Below are 16,912 nucleotides of genomic sequence, written 5' to 3' on the forward strand. Positions count from 1 at the left end.
CGTCACCTGAGGCATTCCCACGCAGAGCGTAGGGAACGATCTGATGGGCTATTTAGGGCCGAGAATCTTCACCAGCTTGTCCGGCGACGGCGCGCCTTGCTGTTGCTGCAAGCCACCCTTGTCATCCAGATAGAAAATCGCTGGCGTTGCCGACAGAGCTTCACTGATCGTTCCCACGCTCTGCGTGGGAATGCAGCCCACGACGCTCTGCGTCCCAAAGCGTGACGCAGAGCGTCACATGAGGCATTCCCACGCAGAGCGTAGGGAGCGATCTGATGGGCTATTTAGGGCCGAGAATCTTCACCAGCTTGTCCGGCGACGGCGCGCCTTGCTGTTGCTGCAAGCCACCCTTGTCATCCAGATAGAAAATCGCTGGCGTTGCCGACAGTTCCAGCTCTTCCATCAACTTCATGTTGGCATCGAGCTTGGCTTCGATATCCGCCGGAATCTTGTCCAATGCCTGCAATTTGCTGCCCTTGCCGGCGGCTTCGTGTTCTTCCAGGGCTTTTTGCGGGTCTTTGGCGGCCAGCAGCGCGGCGGATTTGCCTGGGCTGTCTTCGCGAATGATGCCGACCATGATGTGGCGCAATTGCACCTTGCCGGCCTTGACCCACGGGCGTGCCTGTTCCCAGAACATGTTGCAGTACGGGCAGTTGGGGTCACTGAACAGGTAGACGGTGCGCGGCGCGTTTTTGTCGCCGTCCTGGATCCAGTTGCTGTGTTCCATCTTGGCCCAGACTTCCTTGGCCATCGGCGCGTACACCAGTTTCTCCAGTGGCGCGTTGCTCAGGTCATTGCCCTGGGCGTCGTACAGGTTGCCGGCCAGCACACTTTTGCCGTCGGCGGTCAGGTACAGGGCCATGCCACGGTTCTGGTATTGCGCGGCGTAGCCGGTGAGGCCGCTGGGCGCGTCGAACTTGCCGAGGATCTTGGCACCCTTGGCTTCGATCTGTTTGATCGGCGCCGGCCAGTCTTCGGCCTGGGCCAGTGTGGCCGCAAGCGTCAGCGGCAGCAGGGTCAGCAGGTGGCGGAGTCTTGGCATGTCGGTTTCCTTGTGGCAGCAGGGGCAGTGTCGAAGGGTTCCATGGCTCGGGCCAGGCTGGCCTGGGACAACTCGCCCAGGTGGCTATTGATCAGGCGCCCATCGGCTTGGTAGAACAGGGTTGTCGGCAAGGCCATCGAACCCACGGCCTGGCCAAGGCGGCCACTCGCATCAAACAGCACGTTGTCGAGGGTCAGGCCCTGGGTGGCGAGAAAGGTGCTGACGCTTTGCATGCTTTCGGCCTGGTTGACGAACAGGAAGGTCACGTCCGGGCGTTGGTGTTGCGCACGCTCCAGCACCGGCATTTCACGGCGGCACGGCGGGCACCAGGTGGCCCAGAGGTTGATCACCAGCGGCCCGCCTTTGTAGTCGGCCAGTTGCACCACGTCGCCATTGGCGTTGCGCAAGGTAATGTCCGGCAATTGTGCGCCCTTGTCGTAGAGGCTCAGGGACACACTGGTCAGGCCCCAGAACACCAGGCCCGTGACTACCCCGGCACTCAGAGGTGTGCGCATGGCCGGACGGCGCCAGCCGTAGAACACGGCGCCCAGCACCAGTGCAATCACGCCGGGCCAGGGCAGGAAGCCGCCGTCGCGCAGGTCGACTATCTGCAATGGGTTGTGGCTGTAGTCGCTCCAGTACATCAGTACAAAGCTTAAGCGTGCCACCAGCATGCCCAGCAAAAACAGGCTGAACAGCACCGATTCGGGGTTTTCACCGCCACGCTTGGCCACGCGCCAACCCACCAGCGTGGCTAGAATCAGCGCGCTGATCAGCAGGATGTGATTCAGGGCGATGGCGAACGTACCGATGGTCAGGGTCAGCATCAGCGCGCGTCTCGGGTTTGCGTCCAGCGTTGCAGGAAGGCGGCGGCATCCACTTCGCCGGTGATGCGTTGGGCGCGACGTTCTTCACCGTCCGGGCCGATCCACACGAAGCTCGGTGGCCCCGGCACCTTGTAGCGCCCGAGCAGCTCGCGGCTGGCGGCGTTGTCGGCGGTGACGTCCAGGCGCAACAGGCGCACGTCTTTAAGCGCGTCCATCACCTGGGGTTGGCCGAAAACTTGTTTTTCCATGATCTTGCATGACACGCACCAGTCGGCGTAGTAGTCCACCAGCACCCACTGGCCCTGGGCCTTGGCGCTGTCGAGCTGGCTTTGCAGCACGGCTGGGTCGTTGATGGTCATGAACGCATCGTGGGCGCTGGGTGCAGCGCCAACCTTGGAGCCGCTGTAAACCTTCAACGGTTGCCACAGGTCGTCACTGCCACCGGCCGCGCCCACTACCAGCAGCGCACCCCACAGGCCCAGCACCAGCGAGCCGGCGCCGAATACCTTGGCCGCCAGCCCGTATTCGCGGGCAAGTGTCCAGCCGCAGTAGGCCATCACCAGCGCCAAGGCGCCCCACAGGCCGAGCCACAGGCTTTCGCCGACCACCGGGCGGATCATCAGCACGGCAGTGCCGAGGAACAGGAAGCCGAAGATGCCCTTGAGCACGTTCATCCAGGTGCCCGGCTTGGGCAGGAAACGGTTGCCTACGGTCACCAGCAGCAACAGCGGAATACCGATGCCGATGCCCATGGCGAACAGGATCAGGCCGCCGTGCAGCGCGTTGCCGCTCTGGGCGATATACAGCAGGGCACCCGCCAGTGGCGCGGTCATGCACGGGCCGACCAACAGGCCGGACAGCGCACCGAGAATACCGGCGCCGACCAGGCTGCCACCGCTTTGCTGGCGGCTGACGTTGTCCAGGCGATCACGCAGGAAGGTCGGCAGTTGCAGTTCAAAGAAGCCGAACATCGGCAGGGCCAGGATCACAAACAGCGCGGCGAAGCTGCCAAGGATCCACGGCGTTTGCAGGAGGGCGGCAAGGTTGCCGCCCAGCAGCGCGGCCAGTACGCCGAGCGCCGCATACACCAGCGCCATGCACACCACATAGCTGCTGGCCAGGGCAAAGCCACGGCGGGGGGTGGCGCCGCTGCCGACCACCAAACCCGCGAGGATCGGCAGCATCGGCAGCGAGCACGGGGCAAATGCCAGCAGCAGGCCCAGGCCGAAGAACACCAGCAGGCTCCAACCCAGGCTGCGCTGTTGCAGGCCGCTGGCCAGGCTTTGGTCCTGGGCTTGTGCGGTGGCCGCTACGGCCGGGTTGCCGCCCAGGTCTACAGTGATCGACTGCGGCGGGTAGCACAGGCCGGCATCGGCGCAGCCCTGCCAGCCGAGCTTGAGCTGGCCGGTGGCGCCCGCCGGGACCTTCACTTCCAGGCCCTGGCGGTACACTTGCTGTTCGCCGAAGAATTCATCGCTGTGGGCTTCGCCTTGCGGCAGCACGGGTTTTTCCGCCAGCCCGTCGAACTTCATGCGTTGCTGATAAAGGTAATAACCATCGGCAATCTGCCAAAACAGCTGGGTTTCGCCGCTATCAAGACGCTCGGAGGTAAAGGTGAACGCTTTGCCCACCGGCAGGAAGTCGGGTTTGCTCTCGAATGGATTGCCCGGCGCGGCCTGGGCGAGCCCTGCGAATAACACCAGCAGAAAGGTAAACAGATACCGCATGGTCAAGCCTTAGTTTGATGCAAGTTAGGCACACAATGTGTGGCGTTGATTAACCGATGATTAACCGGGCGCTATTCTAAACTGAGCCTGCCGGTTTTCACGGCATAATCGGCGCTTAATCCGCCCAACCTTTAATTCCCCCATCTTTCATGAAGGGTTAACCATGCACGTACTGGTCTGTGAAGACGACGAACTGATCGCCAGCGGCATCGTGGCCGGGCTTGGCGCCCAGGGCTTTACCGTCGAGCGCGTGGCCTCGGCCGCCGCTGCACGCGCGATGCTCAAGGCCGCCACGTTCGACATCATGGTGCTCGACCTCGGCCTGCCCGATGAAGACGGCCTCAAATTGTTGCAACAACAGCGCAGCCAGGGCCTGGAAATCCCGGTGCTGATCCTTACCGCGCGCGATTCAGTCACCAACCGTGTCGACGGCCTGCAAGCCGGTGCCGACGACTACCTGCTCAAACCCTTCGACCTGCGTGAACTTGCCGCACGCCTGCAAACCCTGTTGCGCCGCGTGGCGGGGCGCCGGGTCAACCTGATCGAACATGGCCAACTGGCCTACGACCCCAGCAGCCGCGAGACCTTCCTGGCCGGCCAGCCGGTCGACCTGTCCCGCCGCGAGCAAGCCTTGTTGCAAGCCCTGTTGCATAACAAGGGCCGTGTGCTGTCCAGCGAACAGCTTAAAGACAGCGTCTACGGCTTCAACGACGAACTGGAAAGCAACGCCCTCAACGTGCACATCCACCACCTGCGGCGCAAATTGGGTAACGGCATCGTCGAAACCGTGCGCGGCCTGGGTTATCGCCTGGGCACGGCGGATGGGGGAGAGGACGCGTCGTGATGAGTTTGCGCCTGCGCCTGACGTTCAAGTTGGGCGCCGCTTTTGTGCTGATCTGGATTCTGGCAGCCGCCTGGATGCTCAACGATCTGCGCAACCAGATGATGTTTTCCCTCGACCAGCGTCTGGTGGCATCGGCGCGCATGGTGGCCGGGCTGACCGAGCAGATGCCGGGCCTGGCCAGTGTGAGCGGCGCGCCTACGCATTTGCGCACTGAACAACTGAACGTGCCAGGCGGCATGGCCTGCCAGGTCAGCTCCCTGCGCGGGGAAATCCTGGCGCGCAGCCACATGACCCCGGATGAAGGCCTGGAGTCGCGCAAAAGTGGCTTTCGCGACCAGATTATCGACGGTGTGGGCTGGCGCAGCTTCACGTTGTCCCGTGGCGACCTGCTGATCACCACCGCCGACCGCCAGGTGGAGCGTGAGGCGCTGAACCTGTCGATCCTGCTGGCGGCCTCGGTGCCGGTGGGCGTAGCCCTGCTGGGCTGCCTGTGCCTGTTGTGGCTGGGCATCGGCCAAAGCCTGTTGCCACTTAACCGCATGCGCGATGCCCTGATGCGCCGCAGTGCCGACTCCCTCGAACCGCTGCAGATTCACCCACTGCCCAGCGAGTTGAAGCCGCTGCTCGACACCCAGAACCAACTGTTGCAGCGCATTGCCAAGACCATCGAGCGCGAGCGCCGCCTCACCGGCGATGCTGCCCACGAACTGCGCAGCCCGCTGACGGCGATCAAAACCCACCTGCAAGTGGCCCGCATGACCGACGGCGCCGCCCGCGACCAGTCCCTGGCCCACGCCGAAGAGGGCGCCGACCGCTTGCATCGCACCCTGGAGCAATTGCTGCTGCTGGCGCGGGTCGAGGGCAGCTTGTCGTTTGACGATGGCTTGCAATCAAGTGCCGAACAAGTGGCGCGGCTGGCGATTCAGGATGCCAATGCCGGCGATAACCGCCGCATCGACCTGATCCTGGCGGACAACCTCACGCAAGCGCCGGTGGAAATGCCGGTGGCCCTGGCGGTAGCGGCCTTGCGTAACCTGTTGGATAACGCGCTGCGCCATACGCCGGGTGACACTCGCGTTGAGCTGAGCGTGTTCACCAGCGCCGACACCGTGGTATTTCGCGTGCGCGACCATGGCAAGCAGATTTCTGCCGAAGACTTGCAATACCTGACCCAACGTTTCTGGCGCAATGGCAGCAGCGAGGGTTGTGGCTTGGGCCTGGCGATCGTGCAGGCCATCGTGCAGCGCTGCTCCTGCTCGCTGAAATTCGACAGCCAACCGGATGGCCTGCGGGTCGATCTGGGGATGCCGTTGCGACGCTGAGGACTTTTCTTCAAGCACTGAATAATTACCGCCAGCCTGAAATTGATCCCTTCAGGATGGCGGTAATTTTTTTGCGTTTGAACGGGCTGAATGACTCAGCCTGTATTGAAAAGGACGGTTCTTATGTTGGTGATCGACAGCAGTTTCCCCGCTAAAGATTTTAATCAACGCAATGGCGAGGCTGTGCGGCAGGTGATCCTGCATTACACCGCGGCGCCCTTTGCGTCGTCTTTGCGTACCCTGACACAAGGTGGCGTCAGCGCTCACTATTTGCTTCCTGACCCTGATGAGCCCAGCTATGGCGCTGCCGGTTATGACGAACTGCGGGTGTTTCGCCTGGTGGACGAGGACAAACGGGCCTGGCATGCCGGGGTTAGCCATTGGGGCGGGCTGGATAACCTCAACAGCCGTGCGATCGGCATCGAGATCGTCAATTTGGCGCGCGATGATGCCGGGGTCTTTACCTTCCCCGAATATGGCCGGGAGCAGGTTGATACGTTGATCGCGTTGGTTCGCGACATGCTTGGGCGTTATCCGCAGGTGGGGCCTCTGGATGTGCTCGGGCATTCGGATGTGGCGTATTGGCGCAAGAGTGATCCGGGGCCTCGGTTGCCTTGGCGGTACTTGTTCGAGGCCGGGATCGGCGCCTGGTTTGATGAGACTACGCGCAGGATGTACCAGCGACGGTTTTGTCTTGGGTTGCCGCCGGAAGTAGAGGTGGAGCGGGCATTTCAGCGGTGCGGGTATAAACCGGCCTGGAACCGGCAGGCGTTTGAATGGAGGACGCGGGCGTTCCAGATGCACTTTCGGCCGCGCGATTATTGCGGGGTGCTGGATGGGGAGACGTGTGCGATTTTGTATGCGTTGAATGAGCGGTATAGAGGGATCTGTTGAGCGTTCCTCCGCTCTGCGTGGGAATGCCGCCCCGGACGCTCCGCGTCCCGCTTTCGATCAAAAACCACAACAAGCCTAAATCCCCCCAGCGCTGGTGCGTTTCCAGAACATGAAATCCGCACATACGCGGATCGCCCGTTTGGTCACCCCTACCCGCGTATTGAGGGATCGAGAGATGTCAGTCGCTACCAGCCGTATCGAAGACGCACCGGTGCATGCAGGCGCAGCACCGGTGGAAACGCTCTACCACTTCGAAGAAACCCCGCTGCTGGCCCGCCAGCGTCAGCAAGAGTCCAACGCCCGCAGCTACCCTCGGCGTATCCCGCTGGCGCTCAAGCGGGCCAAGGGCATCTATGTGGAAGACGTCGAAGGCCGTAGCTTTATCGACTGCCTAGCCGGTGCTGGCACCTTGGCATTGGGCCACAACCACCCGGTGGTGATCGCAGCCATCCGGCAGGTGCTGAGCGACGAGCTGCCACTGCACACGCTCGACCTGACCACGCCGGTCAAGGACCAGTTCGTCCAGGACCTGTTCGGGCTGTTGCCGGCAACGCTTGCGCAGGAAGCGAAAATCCAGTTTTGCGGCCCCACCGGCACCGACGCAGTGGAAGCCGCGTTGAAGCTGGTGCGCACGGCCACCGGTCGCAGCACGGTGCTGTCGTTCCAGGGCGGTTACCACGGCATGAGCCAGGGCGCGCTGAGCCTGATGGGCAGCCTGGGGCCGAAAAAACCCTTGGGCGCTCTGCTGGGCAATGGCGTGCAATTCTTGCCGTACCCCTATGACTACCGCTGCCCATTCGGGCTGGGCGGCGCAGAAGGCGTGCGGGTCAACCTGCATTACCTGGAAAACCTGCTCAACGACCCGGAAGCCGGCGTGCTGTTGCCGGCGGCGGTGATTGTCGAGGTGGTGCAGGGCGAGGGCGGTGTGATCCCGGCCGATCTCGACTGGTTGCGCGGTCTGCGCCGCATCACCGAGCAGGCCGGTGTGGCCTTGATCGTGGATGAAATCCAGAGCGGTTTCGGTCGTACCGGCAAGATGTTTGCCTTTGAACACGCCGGCATCATCCCGGATGTTGTGGTGATGTCCAAGGCCATTGGCGGCAGCTTGCCGCTGGCGGTGGTGGTGTATCGCGACTGGCTCGACACCTGGTTGCCGGGCGCGCATGCCGGAACGTTCCGGGGTAATCAAATGGCGATGGCGGCGGGCTCGGCGGTGATGCGCTACCTCAAGGAACACGACCTGGCCGGCCATGCGGCGGCCATGGGCGAGCGCCTGGCTGAGCACCTGCGCATCCTGCAGCGCGACTTCCCGCACCTGGGCGATATTCGTGGGCGTGGGCTGATGCTGGGCGTTGAGCTGGTCGACCCCAACGGCACGCCCGATATCCAGGGCCACCCGCCGGTGCATCGCCAACTGGCACCGCTGGTGCAGCGCGAATGCCTCAAGCGTGGCCTGATCCTGGAGCTGGGCGGCCGGCACGGCAGCGTGGTGCGCTTCCTGCCGCCGCTGGTGATCACCGCCGCCGAAGTCGACCGCGTGGCCGAGATCTTCGGGCGTGCGCTGGTGGCAGCCGTCGCCAGCCTCTAATTTTTAGCGGGCCTGGTACGTTTCTACAGATATCAGTGCTGCGCGTGGTGCGCAGCCAGTTTTTTAGCGATGGAGAACAGCAATGACCTCAGTATTTGACCGCGACGACATCCTGTTTCAGGTAGTGGTCAACCACGAAGAACAGTATTCCATCTGGCCCGACTACAAAGTGGTGCCCGAAGGCTGGCGCACCGTGGGCAAGAGCGGCCTGAAGAAAGAATGCCTGGCTTACATTGAGGAAGTCTGGACTGACATGCGCCCGTTGAGCCTGCGCCAGAAGATGGATGGCGCTGCGCTGGCCAACTGATGCGTCGGAGCACTGTGAGCGGGCTTTCTGTGGCGAGGGAGCAAGCTCGCTCGCCACAGTAAGCGCTTCGCTACTGCTTTGTGTTGGTATACAGATAATCCGTCGCCAACGACGCCAGCGTCCGCACCCCCACCACCAACGCCGACTCATCCACAAAGAACCCCGGATTATGGTTCGGCGCCGCTTTGCTCATGTCCTGATCCCTCGGCGTCACCCCCAGAAACACAAACAACCCCGGCGCTTCCTTGGCGTAAAACGAGAAGTCCTCGGCGCCGCCCACCAGTGGGCCTTGCACCACATCATCCTTGGCCGCCCAACGCAGGCTTGGCAGCATTTTTTCGGTGAGTGCCGGGTTGTTGATGGTCGGGTCGTATTTTTCGATGATCGTGACTTCGGCCTTGGCGCCACCGCTTTCGGCGATTTTCTCCACCGTCTGGCGCACGTCCGCGTGCAGTTTCTGGCGAATACCGTAGTCGTAGGAACGGATGGTGCCGCTCATGTCCACCGACTCGGGGATGATGTTGTAGCGGGTGCCGCCGTTGATGGTGCCGATGCTCACCACCGACGGAAACGACGAGATGTCGGTGCGCCGACTCACCACGGTCTGCAAACCGACAATGGTCTGCGCGCCGACGGTGATCGGGTCGATGCCGTCCCACGGGCGGCCGGCGTGGGTCTGTTTGCCGAGGATCTTGATGCGCAGGTCATCGGAGCTGGCCAGGGTCGGGCCAGGCCGATAGGCGATCTGCCCGGCAGGCACACCGGCCCAGACATGCAGGCCGAACACCGCGTCCGGCTTGGGCGCTTTCATCACACCTTCCTGCACCATCATTTTCGCGCCCCAGGTGTTTTTGCCGTCGGGGATAAAGTCGCTCGGGCCTTCTTCGGCCGGCTGGAAATAAAACACCACGGTGCCGGGCAGGCGCTCACGCATGCCGCTGAGGATTTTCGCGGTGCTCAGTAGGATTGCCGTGTGAGCATCGTGGCCGCAGGCGTGCATCACGTCGACTTCCTTGCCCAGGTAGGTGCCTTTGGCTTTGGAGGCAAAGGGCAAGTCGGCGACTTCCTTGACCGGCAGCGCATCCATGTCGGCACGCAGGGCCACGGTCGGGCCGGGCAGCGCGCCTTTCAAGATGGCGACCACGCCGGTGCGGGCCACGCCGGTTTTGACGTCAAGGCCCAGGTCGCGCAGTTGTTTGGCGACCAGTTCGGCGGTGCGGGTTTCGGTATTGCCCAACTCGGGGTGGGCGTGAATATCGCGGCGGGTTTCCAGCAACGCCGGTTCGAGGATTTTGGCCTGGGCGGCGATTTCTTCCCGGGCACTCTCCAGGTCATTGCCCTGGCCACTGCTGGCGGCAATCACCGCGCTGCTGGCGAGCCCGCACAGCATGCCGAAAACCCATTGGTGTGTCAGACCGTTTAAACGCATACAGACCTCTCCTTGTTTATTGTTGTTGATCTTTCTCCTGCACCGTACCGGCGGTCACCACCTGCACGCTCAAGCGCGGTGTTGCCAGGTCCAGCCCGGCTTCATCCAGATGACGCTTGAGTGACAGGTTGAACGCCCGCGACACTTCCCACTGCTTGATCGGCGCGGTCTTGAAGCGCGCCCGCAGGATCGCGCTGCCGGACTCAAAGCTTTCCACACCTTGAATCTCCAGCGGCGACCAGATGTTGCGGCGTTGCAGCGGGTCGTTGCGCATTTTCTGGCCGACATCACGCATCAGCTTGATGGCGTCGTCGATCTCCATGTTGAAGGGGATCGCCACCCGGAAGATCGCGTAGCCGAACTCCCGCGAGTAGTTCTTGATGCTCTTGATTTCACTGAACGGGATGGTGTGCACAATGCCGTCGATGTCGCGCAGGCGCACGGTGCGGATGGTCAGGCCTTCGACAGTGCCGAGGTGGCCGCCGACATCCACGTAGTCATCAATCGCCAGGGAGTCTTCGATGATGATGAACAGGCCGGTGATCAAGTCCGCGACCAGCGACTGTGCGCCAAAACCGATGGCGATACCGATCACACCGGCACCGGCCAGCAGCGGCGTGACGTTCATGCCCATGTTCGCCAGGGCGACGATGGCGGCGATGATAAAAATGGTCACGAACAGCACGTTGCGGATCAGCGGCATCATGGTCTGCGCACGCGCATTGGCCAGGCCTTTGCGCGAGCGGGTGAGGGCATGGTGGATCGCGGTGTCGCTGAGGATCCAGATCAGCCAGGCAAACAGCAGCGTGCCGCCCAGGCCGAACAGCTTGACGCTGACTTCATGGCCGTCACCTTCGGTGAAGCGAATCATCGACAAGCCCCACACGCGCAGGCCCAGCTCGATGAATACCAGCCACACCACCAGATGGGCCAGGGTGTAGACGAAGCTTTTCAGGCGCTCGGAGTACAGCGCGTGGCGCTTGTGCCCACGTTGCGGCTTGAGCGCATGGCGGCGCACCAACCCGTTGATCACCATGCACAACACCAGCAATACCGTGCACAGCAGCGACTGGCGCAGCGCGGTGCTGGTGTCGCCGGCCGACAGGAAGGTGGCGAACAGCGAGATGCCCACCAGCAACAACGCCGGGATGTACCAGAAGGAGCCGATGATCGAGAGCGTGTCGGTGAGGGCACGGCGTGTAAGGCGGCGCGACAGCGGTTGGTTGCGGATCAGGTGCGCGATCGGGCGGCGGAAGCGCAGGATAAACACGCCGGTGGACAGCGCGGCCATCACATTGGCGACGGTCGCGGCGGTGTGGGCCAGATGCTGGCCAAGCGCCGCAACCAGCCTTGGGTCGCTCAAGGCTTCACCGAAGGCGGCAAAACTGCCGATCCACCACAGCGGACGGAAGGCCTGGTGGCGCAGGATATACAAGGCCCGGTGACGGTGTGGGCCGTCGAGAACCGAGAAGGCAATCACGCAGATTGCCGAGAAACAGGTGCCGATCACCAGCGCATAGGCCAGCACCATCGCCAGGGATTTGCCCAGGGACGAAGGCAGTGCATAGCTGAGGTAAACCGTGATGATCAACGCAATCAGCCACGGCCCCAGTTTACGCAGGGCGAAGCGCACCATGTCCCAGGTACGCGGGTGTTGCGGCAGTTCTTCGGGCAGGCCGAAACGTTCTCGCACACGGTGGCTGAGCCAGATCAGCGCGGCGGCCAGCAGGCTCCACACTGCCAGGATCACGGCAAAACCGAAAATGATCGGCAGCCATTCTGTGGCCGGCAGCATCAGTGCCGTGAGTTCTTCCTGGGCCAGGTCGATCTCGTTGGACCAGCGCCCCAACGGGCTGTCGGCCCCGGAAAACTGGGCTTCAAGCTCGGCCAGGGTGCTACCGATCAAGCCGAGCACGCCTTGTTCGGCAGCGGGCTGGGCTTTTTGCGTGGCTTCGCGCAGCTTCTTCAGGTCGCTCAGCAGTTGGGTGCGCTGCTGGTCGTTTTCCAGGGTCTTGATCACCTCGTCCAGCGACTGGCCCAGCGGCACATCGGCCTGAGGCTGGGTCTTGTTGGTGCTGCCCAGCAGGCCGGGCAGGCTCACGGCTTGCGCTGGCGCAAGGGGCAGCAGCGTGAGCAGGGCGATCAGAAAATAGCAGGGCAGGGCAAAGAGACGGGAAAGCACGAGGCGGTCAACCTTGAAAACGACGAATTGACCGAGTGTACGAGGCCGCTATGCCCAATGCGAGTGCATTTGTTATTCCGCCAGTTTGGCAAGGATCTTGTAAACCACAGTGCCGAGGATCAACAGCATACCGACCCACATACCAAACACACCCACCGGCTTGTCGCGAAAGTTGAAGCCGGTCGCGAGCAGGATCATGCCGATGATGATGGGAATGAGCATGGCGTGGAACGAAGACATGGAGATCATGGGGCGACGGCCTTGTCGGAGTGGGAATACTGACAAGTCTAGGCCGGATTGTGGGAAGTTGGAGTGATATGGGTCAGGTTTATGCAAAACCAACTGTGGGAGCGGGCTTGCTCGCGAATGCGGTGTGCCAGTTACAGATGAATTGACTGACACTCCGCTTTCGCGAGCAAGCCCGCTCCCACAGTTTTGACCGCATTCAGCCCCTGAGGTCAGGGCAAATCGCGGCTCGCATAAAACGCGCCCAACACCTTCACCAGGTGCGCCAGATCATGGCTGCCACACAGCTCACGAATCGAGTGCATGGCAAACGTCGGCAAGCCGATATCCACGGTGCGCACGCCCAGGTGGCTGGCGGTGATCGGGCCGATGGTCGAGCCGCAGCCCATGTCGCTGCGCACTACAAAGCTCTGCACCGGCACTTCCTGGGCCATGCACAGGTGGCGGAAGAACCCGGCGGTTTCGCTGTTGGTGGCGTAGCGCTGGTTGCTGTTGACCTTGATCACCGGGCCGGCGTTGAGTTTGGGGCCGTGGTTGGCGTCGTGTTTCTCGGCGTAGTTAGGGTGCACGCCGTGGGCATTGTCTGCCGAGACCAACAGTGATTTCTGAATGGTGCGTACGAATTCCTCACCTTCCGGTAGAAGACGGCGCAGGGTCTGTTCCAGCATCGGGCCATCCGCGCCGCAGGCCGAACAGGAGCCGACTTCTTCGTGGTCGTTGCACACCAGCACGCAGGTTTCGTCGTTTTCGCTGGTGAGCAAGGCTTGCAGGCCGGCGTAGCACGACAGCAGGTTGTCCAGGCGCGCACCGGCGATGAAATCGCCATTGAGGCCGATCACCGCAGCGCTTTGCGTGTCGTAGAAACTCAGCTCGTAGTCGAGCACCACATCGGCGTTGAGGCCGTGTTCGCGGGCGAGTTGCTCAGTGAGCACGGCGCGGAAGTCCACCCGCTCGTCACCGGCAAACTGCGCAAGGATCGGCGGCAGCTCGGTCTGTGCATTGATCGCCCAGCCCTGGTTGGCTTCACGGTTCAGGTGAATAGCCAGGTTGGGGATGATGGCAATCGGCAACTTGAAGTCGATCAGTTGGCTCTCGACCTTGCCGTCGCGGCGGAAGGTCACGCGGCCGGCCAGCGACAGGTCGCGGTCGAACCACGGCGCCAGCAGCGCGCCGCCGTAGACTTCCACGCCCAACTGCCAGAAGCCCTGGCGTTGCAGCTCCGGCTGGGGTTTGACCCGCAGGCACGGGCTGTCGGTGTGGGCGCCGACCATGCGGATACCGTCTTGCAGCGGCGAATGCTTACCGAGCTTGAAGGCGATGATCGAGGAATCGTTACGGGTGACGTAATAGCGCCCGTTGGCCTCGGTGGCCCAGGTTTCACGCTCGTCGAGACGCTGGTAACCGGCCGCTTCCAGGCGCTGGGCGAGGGCGGCAGTGGCATGAAAAGGAGTAGGGGAGGCCTTGAGGAAGTCGATCAGGCCTTGATTCAACGCTTCGCGCATAAATAGCTCCAGACAGCAATGCGCGGAGTTTACCGTATTGGCTCCACATTTGAAGTGAAGCTACTCGCTTGAAAACCCTGCAAGGCCAATGTGGGAGCTGGCTTGCCTGCGATAGCGGTGTGTAAGCCAATATATTTGGCACAGACAGATCGCTATCGCAGGCAAGCCAGCTCCCACATTTGACTGTATTTTCAGCTTAAAAAGGTGCAGGGCACTCAAAGCGCAGCCGCTCGCCGCTTTGCGGGTGCGTAAAGCTCAACATGCTCGCATGCAGGCACAGGCGTGGCCAGGCGGCCAGGGCTTGTTCATGGGCGTACAAGCCATCACCGAGCAGCGGATGGCCGATCGACAGCATATGCACCCGCAACTGGTGCGAACGCCCGGTGATCGGCGTGAGTTCCACGCGGCACCAATCGCCACAACGCTCCAGCACTTTCCAGAAGGTCAGTGCGTTTTTGCCAAACTCATAGTCGACTACGTGGCGCGGCTTGGTCGGCGGGTCGTAGCGCAAAGGCAGGTCAATGCTGCCGCTGTCCAGCTCCGGCTGGCCCCAGGCCAAGGCGGTGTAGGCTTTTTCGGTTTCGCGGTCATGAAACTGCCGCGACAGTTCGCGGTGACTGTCGGCGTCCCGCGCGAGCAGGATGATCCCCGAGGTTTCCCAGTCCAGGCGATGCACGATGCGGGCTTCGGGGTAGCCGTTTTCCTGCAGGCGGGTGATCAGGCAGTCTTTGTTGTCATCGGCGCGGCCAGGCACCGAGAGCAACAGGGTCGGCTTGTTCACCACCAGGACGGCGGCGTCCTGATGCAGGATATGAATAGTGGACAGCGGCATTAAACAGCCTCGTAACAAACGCCAACGGCGGCTCGGCCACCCGGTTCCCAAACGGGATCAAGGTGATCGAGCCGCCGTGGCGGCCGCCTTTTCGATTAACGATCAGGCAGGGTGATATTGAGTTCCAGAATCGAGCAGCTGCCGTCGTTTTCCAGGGCGACATGCACGTCATCGTTGCCGATATTGACGTACTTGCGGATCACCTCGACCAGTTCCTTCTGCAAGGCTGGCAGGTAGTCCGGGGTACTGCGTTGGCCGCGTTCGTGCGCCACGATGATCTGTAGACGCTCTTTCGCTACCGACGCGGTACTTGGCTTTTTGTTGGCGCGAAAGAAGTCGAGAAATTTCATTATTTAGTTGCCTCCAAAGATACGCTCGAAGAATCCCTTCTTCTTAACATCGAGGAAGCGATGTTCCACGGTCTTGCCCAGCAAGCGATCAACTGCATCGCTGTACGCCTGGCCGGCGTCGCTCTGGTCATCAAGAATCACCGGAACACCTTGGTTGGAAGCCTTGAGGACCGCCTGGGATTCGGGGATCACGCCCAGCAGGGTCACTGCGAGGATTTCCTTCACGTCTTCAACGCCGAGCATTTCGCCGTTGCTGACGCGCTCAGGGTTGTAACGGGTGAGCAGCAAGTGCTCCTTGATCGGGTCTTCACCTTTCTCGGCGCGCTGGGACTTGCTGGCCAGCAGGCCGAGCATGCGGTCCGAGTCACGTACCGAGGAGACTTCCGGGTTGGTGACGACGATGGCTTCATCGGCGAAGTACATCGCCAGGTGAGCACCGGTTTCGATACCGGCCGGGGAGTCGCACACCACGTATTCGAAGGTTTCTTTCAGTTCGGCGAGGACTTTGCCTACGCCTTCTTTGGTCAGCGCGTCTTTGTCGCGGGTCTGGCTGGCAGCCAGTACGTACAGGTTCTCAAGGCGCTTGTCCTTGATCAGGGCCTGTTGCAGGTTGGCTTCGCCGTTCACCACGTTGACGAAGTCGTACACCACGCGGCGTTCGCAGCCCATGATCAGGTCGAGGTTACGCAAACCGACGTCGAAGTCGACGATGACTGTTTTGTGGCCGCGCAGAGCGAGGCCGGTACCGATAGCGGCGCTGGTGGTGGTCTTACCCACACCACCCTTGCCGGATGTAACCACGAGAATCTTGGCCAAGGTGTTTCACCCCTAAGGAAAAAGGACTTTTCAGCCCCTGAAAAACATCTCTTGGAACTCGCTGCAGGCGGACAGCCTTTGTAGGAAAAAGATGTGGTTTCCGCAGGGAAACGCCAACTTCCAATTATTCCTACACAAGTCTTGCCGGTTTCGCTTTGCTATCAGAGTCTAGAGATGCTTGGAAAATGCGGCAGTATCCGTTAAAGACGGATGATGTTCAACACATCGCCCGACAGGCTGACCTGCACCCCGGCCCCCCACAGCGGATCACGGCGCAAATCTTCTGAAACCTTGTACTGGCCTGCGATGGACACTAGCTCAGCGCTCAACTGCTGGCAAAAAATCCGCGCCTTGGTATCGCCCTTGATGCCGGCGAGGGCACGTCCGCGCATGGGGCCGTATACATGGATGTTGCCATCGGCCAGAAGTTCCGCCCCGGGGCTAACCGAGGAGATCACCACCAGATCGCCACCCTGGGCGTAAATCTGCTGCCCGCCGCGTACGGGGGAGGTGATGATCTTTGTAGGCTTGACCGCAGGTTCCGGCGGTTTTTCCGGTTTTTTCTTCACTTCACCTTCCAGCGGTTCGAGCGGGCGCTCGCGGGCACCGGAGGGTGGCAATACGGGCAGTTCAATTGCGATGGCCGCGGCAATGTCTTCGATACGGCTGGCGCGTATGGCCAGGGTGCGCAAGCCGTGGGAGCGGCAGACGCGCATCAAGCCGGGCAAATCAATCGCGCCTTGGCCGGCCGGGAGTTTGTCCAGGGCCAGTACCAGCGGGGCATTGTTGAAGAAGTTCGGCGCCAGGGCGACCTTGGCGGCGAGCTGGCGGTCCAGGGCGTCGAGGTCGTTGCGGGCCAGTTCCAGCACGGTGATGGCGAGCATGCTGCCTTTCAGCTGGAACACGGGATCTTGGTCTAGCGGTTCGGTTTGGCTCATGGTCGGCAAAAGCGGCTTGTCACGAAAAGTGTCGAGACTTATAACGATAACAACCACGGGCCGCAA

General features: G+C 61.8%; 16 protein-coding genes and 1 pseudogene. 5 read left to right on the forward strand and 12 right to left on the reverse strand.

Annotated features, from left to right (window positions below; all coding sequences use genetic code 11):
- Positions 1–48: 48 nt before the first annotated feature.
- The 4 genes and pseudogenes from AOA62_RS13705 to dsbD all read right to left on the reverse strand — a co-directional run.
- A pseudogene (locus tag AOA62_RS13705) lies at positions 49–156 on the reverse strand (thiol:disulfide interchange protein DsbG); the annotation flags it as partial.
- Between the two features lie 124 nt (positions 157–280).
- Positions 281–1,042 carry a thiol:disulfide interchange protein DsbG gene (gene dsbG, locus AOA62_RS13710; protein ID WP_017134984.1) on the reverse strand — a complete coding sequence of 254 codons (762 nt, stop codon included), beginning with the start codon at positions 1,040–1,042 and terminating at the stop codon, positions 281–283.
- Positions 1,018–1,869, reverse strand: a complete 852-nt coding sequence (locus AOA62_RS13715) for a TlpA disulfide reductase family protein (protein ID WP_099548902.1) — start codon at positions 1,867–1,869, stop codon at positions 1,018–1,020. The genes dsbG and AOA62_RS13715 overlap by 25 nt, the downstream gene beginning before the upstream one ends.
- Complete coding sequence (dsbD, locus tag AOA62_RS13720) at positions 1,869–3,596, reverse strand: protein-disulfide reductase DsbD (RefSeq protein ID WP_099548903.1); 1,728 nt, start codon at positions 3,594–3,596, stop codon at positions 1,869–1,871. Before dsbD ends, AOA62_RS13715 begins: the two co-directional genes overlap by 1 nt.
- Before the next feature lie 163 nt (positions 3,597–3,759).
- Here dsbD and AOA62_RS13725 point away from each other — a divergent pair, with 163 nt between their 5' ends.
- The 5 genes from AOA62_RS13725 (at position 3,760) to AOA62_RS13745 (ending at position 8,551) form a co-directional block, all read left to right on the forward strand.
- Positions 3,760–4,440, forward strand: coding sequence for a response regulator transcription factor (locus AOA62_RS13725; RefSeq protein ID WP_017134987.1), 681 nt, complete (start codon positions 3,760–3,762; stop codon positions 4,438–4,440).
- Positions 4,440–5,762, forward strand: a complete 1,323-nt coding sequence (locus tag AOA62_RS13730) for an ATP-binding protein (protein WP_017134988.1) — start codon at positions 4,440–4,442, stop codon at positions 5,760–5,762. Before AOA62_RS13725 ends, AOA62_RS13730 begins: the two co-directional genes overlap by 1 nt.
- Positions 5,763–5,885: 123 nt before the next feature.
- On the forward strand, positions 5,886–6,656 hold the full coding sequence (locus AOA62_RS13735) for an N-acetylmuramoyl-L-alanine amidase (protein ID WP_099548904.1): 771 nt from the start codon (positions 5,886–5,888) through the stop codon (positions 6,654–6,656).
- Positions 6,657–6,831: 175 nt separating this feature from the next.
- The gene (locus AOA62_RS13740) at positions 6,832–8,244 is read left to right on the forward strand and encodes an aspartate aminotransferase family protein (RefSeq protein ID WP_099548905.1); all 1,413 of its coding nucleotides are present in this window, start codon (positions 6,832–6,834) and stop codon (positions 8,242–8,244) included.
- 82 nt (positions 8,245–8,326) lie between these two features.
- Entirely contained in the window at positions 8,327–8,551 is a 225-nt protein-coding gene (locus AOA62_RS13745) for an MbtH family protein (RefSeq protein ID WP_099548906.1), read from the forward strand.
- Positions 8,552–8,621: 70 nt separating this feature from the next.
- On the opposite strand, the gene AOA62_RS13750 is transcribed toward AOA62_RS13745, so the two are convergent.
- The 8 genes from AOA62_RS13750 to minC all read right to left on the reverse strand — a co-directional run bounded on the left by AOA62_RS13750 (position 8,622) and on the right by minC (position 16,846).
- Positions 8,622–9,980 carry an amidohydrolase gene (locus AOA62_RS13750; RefSeq protein ID WP_099548907.1) on the reverse strand — a complete coding sequence of 453 codons (1,359 nt, stop codon included), beginning with the start codon at positions 9,978–9,980 and terminating at the stop codon, positions 8,622–8,624.
- Positions 9,981–9,996: 16 nt separating this feature from the next.
- Complete coding sequence (locus tag AOA62_RS13755; protein ID WP_017137859.1) at positions 9,997–12,162, reverse strand: mechanosensitive ion channel family protein; 2,166 nt, start codon at positions 12,160–12,162, stop codon at positions 9,997–9,999.
- 72 nt (positions 12,163–12,234) lie between these two features.
- Positions 12,235–12,411, reverse strand: a complete 177-nt coding sequence (locus AOA62_RS32030) for a hypothetical protein (RefSeq protein WP_017137858.1) — start codon at positions 12,409–12,411, stop codon at positions 12,235–12,237.
- 209 nt (positions 12,412–12,620) lie between these two features.
- A complete protein-coding gene (locus tag AOA62_RS13765; protein WP_017137857.1) occupies positions 12,621–13,910 on the reverse strand; it encodes a M18 family aminopeptidase in 1,290 nt (429 codons plus the stop codon).
- Positions 13,911–14,106: 196 nt separating this feature from the next.
- Positions 14,107–14,742 carry a pseudouridine synthase gene (locus tag AOA62_RS13770; protein ID WP_099487231.1) on the reverse strand — a complete coding sequence of 212 codons (636 nt, stop codon included), beginning with the start codon at positions 14,740–14,742 and terminating at the stop codon, positions 14,107–14,109.
- Between the two features lie 95 nt (positions 14,743–14,837).
- Complete coding sequence (gene minE / locus AOA62_RS13775) at positions 14,838–15,092, reverse strand: cell division topological specificity factor MinE (protein WP_003175252.1); 255 nt, start codon at positions 15,090–15,092, stop codon at positions 14,838–14,840.
- 3 nt (positions 15,093–15,095) lie between these two features.
- Entirely contained in the window at positions 15,096–15,908 is an 813-nt protein-coding gene (gene minD / locus AOA62_RS13780) for a septum site-determining protein MinD (protein ID WP_003209098.1), read from the reverse strand.
- Between the two features lie 200 nt (positions 15,909–16,108).
- Positions 16,109–16,846, reverse strand: a complete 738-nt coding sequence (gene minC / locus AOA62_RS13785) for a septum site-determining protein MinC (protein WP_017137855.1) — start codon at positions 16,844–16,846, stop codon at positions 16,109–16,111.
- Positions 16,847–16,912: the final 66 nt, after the last annotated feature.

Origin of the sequence: Pseudomonas sp. 2995-3 (assembly GCF_002742565.1) — a bacterium.
Lineage (GTDB): Bacteria > Pseudomonadota > Gammaproteobacteria > Pseudomonadales > Pseudomonadaceae > Aquipseudomonas > Aquipseudomonas edaphica.

What these genes read in the sequence shown, in the direction of transcription:
- dsbG (WP_017134984.1), bottom strand. Translation starts at nt 1,042, where the DNA reads ATGCCAAGACTCCGCCACCTGCTGACCCTGCTGCCGCTGACGCTTGCG.
- AOA62_RS13715 (WP_099548902.1), bottom strand. Translation starts at nt 1,869, where the DNA reads ATGCTGACCCTGACCATCGGTACGTTCGCCATCGCCCTGAATCACATC.
- dsbD (WP_099548903.1), bottom strand. Translation starts at nt 3,596, where the DNA reads ATGCGGTATCTGTTTACCTTTCTGCTGGTGTTATTCGCAGGGCTCGCC.
- AOA62_RS13725 (WP_017134987.1), top strand. Translation starts at nt 3,760, where the DNA reads ATGCACGTACTGGTCTGTGAAGACGACGAACTGATCGCCAGCGGCATC.
- AOA62_RS13730 (WP_017134988.1), top strand. Translation starts at nt 4,440, where the DNA reads ATGAGTTTGCGCCTGCGCCTGACGTTCAAGTTGGGCGCCGCTTTTGTG.
- AOA62_RS13735 (WP_099548904.1), top strand. Translation starts at nt 5,886, where the DNA reads ATGTTGGTGATCGACAGCAGTTTCCCCGCTAAAGATTTTAATCAACGC.
- AOA62_RS13740 (WP_099548905.1), top strand. Translation starts at nt 6,832, where the DNA reads ATGTCAGTCGCTACCAGCCGTATCGAAGACGCACCGGTGCATGCAGGC.
- AOA62_RS13745 (WP_099548906.1), top strand. Translation starts at nt 8,327, where the DNA reads ATGACCTCAGTATTTGACCGCGACGACATCCTGTTTCAGGTAGTGGTC.
- AOA62_RS13750 (WP_099548907.1), bottom strand. Translation starts at nt 9,980, where the DNA reads ATGCGTTTAAACGGTCTGACACACCAATGGGTTTTCGGCATGCTGTGC.
- AOA62_RS32030 (WP_017137858.1), bottom strand. Translation starts at nt 12,411, where the DNA reads ATGATCTCCATGTCTTCGTTCCACGCCATGCTCATTCCCATCATCATC.
- AOA62_RS13765 (WP_017137857.1), bottom strand. Translation starts at nt 13,910, where the DNA reads ATGCGCGAAGCGTTGAATCAAGGCCTGATCGACTTCCTCAAGGCCTCC.
- AOA62_RS13770 (WP_099487231.1), bottom strand. Translation starts at nt 14,742, where the DNA reads ATGCCGCTGTCCACTATTCATATCCTGCATCAGGACGCCGCCGTCCTG.
- minE (WP_003175252.1), bottom strand. Translation starts at nt 15,092, where the DNA reads ATGAAATTTCTCGACTTCTTTCGCGCCAACAAAAAGCCAAGTACCGCG.
- minC (WP_017137855.1), bottom strand. Translation starts at nt 16,846, where the DNA reads ATGAGCCAAACCGAACCGCTAGACCAAGATCCCGTGTTCCAGCTGAAA.